This window comes from Chamaesiphon polymorphus CCALA 037 (assembly GCF_003003845.1).
GTDB classification, from domain to species: Bacteria; Cyanobacteriota; Cyanobacteriia; order Cyanobacteriales; family Chamaesiphonaceae; genus Chamaesiphon; species Chamaesiphon polymorphus.
Genome location: NZ_PVWO01000423.1, coordinates 1 through 5,252, shown reverse-complemented (window position 1 = coordinate 5,252; position 5,252 = coordinate 1). Strand labels below are relative to the sequence as shown.

7 protein-coding genes are annotated in these 5,252 nt (G+C 46.6%); 4 read left to right on the top strand and 3 right to left on the bottom strand.

Translation table 11 applies throughout. The features are described from left to right. The 4 genes from C7B77_RS23445 to C7B77_RS23430 all read left to right on the top strand — a co-directional run. Positions 1 to 357 (top strand): DUF3611 family protein (locus C7B77_RS23445; RefSeq protein WP_146138470.1); only part of this gene is annotated, 357 nt, incomplete at its 5' end. A gap of 48 nt (positions 358 to 405) precedes the next feature. Continuing rightward, positions 406 to 1,701, top strand: coding sequence for a hypothetical protein (locus C7B77_RS23440; RefSeq protein ID WP_106310629.1), 1,296 nt, complete (start codon positions 406 to 408; stop codon positions 1,699 to 1,701). A 61-nt stretch (positions 1,702 to 1,762) separates the two neighbouring features. Next, positions 1,763 to 2,437 (top strand): HAD family hydrolase, encoded by a 675-nt coding sequence (locus C7B77_RS23435; RefSeq protein ID WP_106310627.1) that lies wholly within the window; start codon positions 1,763 to 1,765, stop codon positions 2,435 to 2,437. Between the two features lie 194 nt (positions 2,438 to 2,631). After that, the gene (locus tag C7B77_RS23430; RefSeq protein WP_106310625.1) at positions 2,632 to 2,892 is read left to right on the top strand and encodes a hypothetical protein; all 261 of its coding nucleotides are present in this window, start codon (positions 2,632 to 2,634) and stop codon (positions 2,890 to 2,892) included. Between the two features lie 287 nt (positions 2,893 to 3,179). Here C7B77_RS23430 and C7B77_RS23425 read toward each other — a convergent pair whose 3' ends face one another. From C7B77_RS23425 to C7B77_RS23415, 3 genes are all read right to left on the bottom strand, one after another. Continuing rightward, entirely contained in the window at positions 3,180 to 3,635 is a 456-nt protein-coding gene (locus C7B77_RS23425; RefSeq protein WP_106310622.1) for a Fur family transcriptional regulator, read from the bottom strand. A gap of 179 nt (positions 3,636 to 3,814) precedes the next feature. Then, positions 3,815 to 4,243: a J domain-containing protein gene (locus C7B77_RS23420; RefSeq protein ID WP_106310619.1), complete on the bottom strand. Its 429-nt coding sequence runs from the start codon at positions 4,241 to 4,243 to the stop codon at positions 3,815 to 3,817. A 99-nt stretch (positions 4,244 to 4,342) separates the two neighbouring features. Then, positions 4,343 to 5,252 (bottom strand): O-antigen ligase family protein (locus C7B77_RS23415; RefSeq protein WP_146138469.1); only part of this gene is annotated, 910 nt, incomplete at its 5' end.

The window sequence follows — 5,252 nt, the reverse complement described above, 5'->3', positions numbered from 1 at the left end:
CTTTATGGTTGTACTTACTGGTCGTTTAGATATGTGACGCTCGCACGCCAGCTCAAAAATCCCAACCTGCGTCCCAAAAAAGCCGAGACGATTCAGATCGTCCGCTGGGGTCTGTTAGCTTCGATACTGGGGATGGGATCGAGCGTAATCGGTGCCGAATCGATCGGCGGGACGCTGTTGGGTAAATCGCTAGCGATGGTATTACCTGGGGCGATCTTTAGTCCCGATGCTTTGAGCAAAATTATTCAACCGTTAGATATATTGATCGTATTAGCGAATACACATATAATTACAGCGCATTTTATCGGCATCGTGTGTTCGTTGTGGTTACTAGATCGAATTCAAAAACAGGGCTAGTCGATCGCATTTTGTTCGAGTTCGATCGATATTCCTCCAAATTAACTAATGCATCGCGATCGTCAATTAATTAAACTGTGGCAGCAATTTATCCCCCTATCTTTGTCCGATGTGACAATGGCACTGGGAGATCCTTTAACTACTACAACTCTGGCTCGTTTACCAGATCCGCGCACGAATATTGCTGCTGTTGGTGTTGCCAAAGCGATTGCTATTTTTTGTGAAAGTCCGATTATCATGTTACTCCATGCGAGTAATGCGCTCGCTCCCACTCAAGCATCGCGGCGGGCATTATGGAAATTTACGTTAATTGCTAGCGGCGGAATGAGCTTATTGCTGGCATTGACAACTTTACCCTGGATATTTGCGATCGTCGGCGAAGGGTGGCTGGGTGTCTCGCCGAGTTTGAGCGGTACGATTCGATCGACACTGGCGATCGTCATTTTATGGCCATTCGCGATCGGTTGGCGGCGATATTTTCAAGGATTATTAATTCATAACGGGCAAAGTAGTGCTGTCGCCCAGGCGGGCATCATTCGCCTGCTGGTAGTTGGCGGTATTCTTGCAGGGGGATTTAGCCTCAAAGCAAATGGTGCGGTAGTCGCGGCGATGAGTCTAGTTTGGGGCGTAATTGCCGAAGCTGTCGCCGTTACATATCTGGCGCGAAGATTGGGGGCGACGAAACCACCCGAAATGATATCCACCCCAGAATTACCCCAAAATTTAGCAGGTGTCTGGAAATTTTACGCACCATTGGGCGGGACGATGATGCTGGGATGGGGCGCGCGGGCGGCTCTAGTCGGCATCGTCGCCCGCGCTAATGATGGGGAAATTGCCTTGGCTGCTTGGCCTGCGGCGTGGGGTTTAGTCGTCGTCATCGCGAATTCGACGCGGATGGTGCAGCAGATTATCATTCGCAATCGTAAATTATTATCCGATCGACTATTGATTATCTTTACTATTACTGTTGGCTTAGTTTGCTCGTTAATTTTATTCTCAGTCAGCGGCACGCCAATGAGTCAAGAAGCCATTGGGTGGTTTGTCGGACAAGACAACGAACTGATCTCGCGCGTGCGTCCGGTATTGCTCATCAGTGCGGTAATGCCATTATTAGTATCGCTTCAAAATGCGATGCAAGGTTTTTTGGTCAGCGAAGGGCGCACCTGGGGCGTCAATCAGGGTGCCTGGGTAGGGGCGGTAGTGATGTTAGCCGCAGCATATTTAGGAACGCAGTTGGGTCAAAATGGAGCCGTTGCTGCTGCGCTCGGCACGATCTTGGGCGTTACCATGGAGATTGGTTATTTATTTTATTGTTGGCGCAGCGTTAAAATAATTGATAATTGATAATTGATAATTGATAATTGATAACTAGTAAGATTGCTCGTCAATATTAAAGAAAAATTTAATGCGAATTATTACTGATTTTGATGGGCCGATAATGGATTTATCCGATCGATATTATCATGTCTATCAGCTCTGTTTAGAAAAAGTCAAACACCCCAATCAGTCACTCAAGATCTTGACCAAAGATGACTTCTGGAAATTAAAACGAGCGCAAATTTCCGAACGACAAATTGGCATCGAGTCAGGATTGACAACGACTCAAACCGAAGTATTTAAAAAAATGCGCGATCGTCACGCCCATCAATTACAATATCTATCACTCGATCGCGTTGTGCCCGGATCGATCGCCGCTCTAGAGCAGATTCAAGCATCTGGCAGCGAACTATTGGTAATGACATTGCGGCGCACATGCGAACTAGAACCAGCTTTTAAACAATACGATTTGGCCAAATTCTTTGCTCCACACTACCGTTATTGTCTACCCGATGATTACGTAAAACATGGTGATGTACGAGCAAAAACTCAATTGATGGCTCGATCTTTGACAGAATTGAAACCAGAGCCAAACACCTGGATGATTGGCGATACCGAAGCAGATATTATCGCCGCCAAAACTCATCATATTCAAGTAATTGGCGTACTGTCTGGCATTCGCGATCGCGATCGACTAGAGCAACATCAGCCAGATAAAATTGTCTCAAATTTAGCAGATGCCGTGAAATTCATATTGGCATAATTCAGGTAAATTGCATCCGGTAGCGATCGCTACTTTAGATCGAGATTATTTTTGTCAAAGTGGTAGTAAGGTTTGTTAGAGCGGATCGATCCAAGGTCTGAAAATTTCACGAAACTCAAGATCCTTGGTGTAGTTAACTGAATGTATATCGATCGCTCAAAATATCCCTGCTTAAACTCTGGAGGATACTAAAAATGGCCGGACAACTCTGCTGGATTCCTACATTTGCGTCTAAGGGAACGCTAACTTTACACCTGAGACTAGATCCCTTTCAGCCCTGGAAACCCCATACTGCTTTTCCCAATTTGTGCGTTCCCGATTACCCAATTCCACGCGGCTCGATCGGTTGGGCAACCAGTCAAAGACTGCTTCAAGCGGGTTGGGAGATCGTGCCTACAGCACAGGTAAAAATCTCTTTTAGGGATGATTTTGAAGATGACTCTTTAGCGGCTTAAGCATAAGATTGTAAAGCCAAATACCCGCATGAGTGGCGATCCTACAACCAATAATATCGCTACTCAGACTCATTATATCGGCGTAAATAGCGTGCTTTCTGGAATAGGCGATCGAACAGCTAGATGCCAATTTTCGCCGCTCTCGCATTTTTGACCTCAAACCTTCCCACTAGTACTGAGCGGCATAAGTAAGGCTAGTATTTAATCCTCACTCCCAACTCCCAACTCCTCACTCCCAACTTTCCCAAATAGTAGGTTTATTTATGCCGGAGACTACTAGCCACTATTTACGAAACAGGTAAAATCGATCGCTGACAACTCGGACAAACAGCATGAATTGTTAGCTGACAATCGAGTAAATGGTAGCCTTCTTTTTTAGAAGTCTTATCGCCGATCTTGAGGACAGATTCATTCTTGAACTCGATCGTTTGATTGCAGCGCACGCAGATCAAATGATGGTGGTGATGGTATGGTTGGTTGATTTCATAGTGTTTGTGATCCTCTGCTAGCTCTAGCTCGCGTAAAATCCCCATCCGCGCCATGAGTTTGACCGTCCGATAAATGGTGGACAAGCTGATATCATGCCCCTCACTCTTGAGCAGTTCGTAAAGGTCTTCCGCACTTAAATGTTTACCTGCGGCTAAGTTCTGAAAAATATCCAGGATGATTTCGCGTTGGGGTGTTAGTCGCCAGCCCCGTTCGTGTAGCTCAGCTTTGAGGGAGTCTTCTGTATAGAATGACATACTCATCACCCAATTTTTATCGTCGCTTACTATCATATCGAACTTGGGGTCTATTTGCAAGAAGCAAGCCTTATTGAGAATAAGTCTGAATTAGGGAATAGGAAATAGCGATCGAAAAGGACGCAAGCAAGTATCCCAAACTTTGAAGCCAAAACCACTGCCAAGCTCTCAAATGGTCTCTATAGCTCCCCTCTGGCAATCCCGACCGCGATCGCCAATCCAAAGCAACCGATAAAGGTAACGGCAAGCATAAACAAAGCAAAGATTTCACCCCCAGAGAGCGGTCGATCGGTCGGATCGAGATATGCTGACGATCGATACTTATCTGGTCGCGATTTGAGCGGCTGAAAATTGTGCGGTATTTGTACCACATACAGCCGCGAGTAGCCGATTTGGCGATCGTATGCCGAGCGACGTTCGGGATGACCGATCGTCGCGTAAGCTTCATTCAATGCCTGAAATTTTACCGTCGCCGTAGCTGTATTTAACACCGTCGTGTCGGGATGATATTTTTTACTCAACTCTATATAAGCACGGCGAATTTCGATCGGGGATGCGCTAGGGTGTACGCCTAATAAAGCATAGTAAGTTTGCTGTTTACTATTCATGAAAATACTCACGATCGATCGGCAGTTGCGAACTTCAACAGAGAAAGGTTGGATCCGAGCGGATTTGCCCTTTACCCTTTAGTCTAGCAACATAACAGCTTAGATATTAGACTTGGTGCGTTGGCGTAGCCTCTCCCCTGGAGAATCGACGATGCCGCAAATACAGGCTAAAATCAGCCAAGCATGGGTATTCAATCGTAGCTCCAAAGCCGTCACATCCGTGATATTAAAGACGATAAATCCCGCAAAAGCGATGAGGTAGGTAAAAAAGATCGTCCGTTCGGATCGCCACTGGAGCGGAAAATTGAGAAACAGGATCGTACCCTGAGCTAAAATCCAACCGACTAAGCCAAATAGCGCGATCGTGGCAGGAATGCCCAAGTTTGATGACAGCATCAATAATAAATTGTGCGGGTAGCCCAACCACATCTGATGGGCTTGCTGATATAACGGGCCAAAACTTTGCAATCCCCACCCAGTTATCGGACGTGCTTGGGTCAGATTCCAGGCAAATTTCCATTGTGCGACGCGCGTCATTGCTTCCGGTCGATCTGGGTACATTTCATCGGTAATTCTCGCCCAAAAATAACGCGGTACGATCGATCTGAGCGGTTCTTTGAGCGGTGCTGGTGCGTAAGCCGCACTCAAAATTACCGTACCGATCGCGCTAACTAAGCCCAAAATCCAGTACCAGCCTTGATAAATCGTAAAAATTAGGCTGCTGGCAATGGCAACTCCCCACGCACCGCGAGAGCTAGTCAAAATCAGGCAGACACTACACAGTCCCAAAATGACGCCCAACCACCATACCGCTGGAGCTTTCCAAAACTTGAGTGTCGGTGTCGCCGTAGCATGTTGGTATCGATCGGCAACTAACCCCAAACTGAAAATAAATACCATTTGCAAGTAAGCTGCCAAAGGATTGGCATGTGCGAACACCGCTGACATCCGCCCCAAAGGATGACCGTGTGGGTACATCTGCCACAGATAGCCACCAGTACCCCCAATG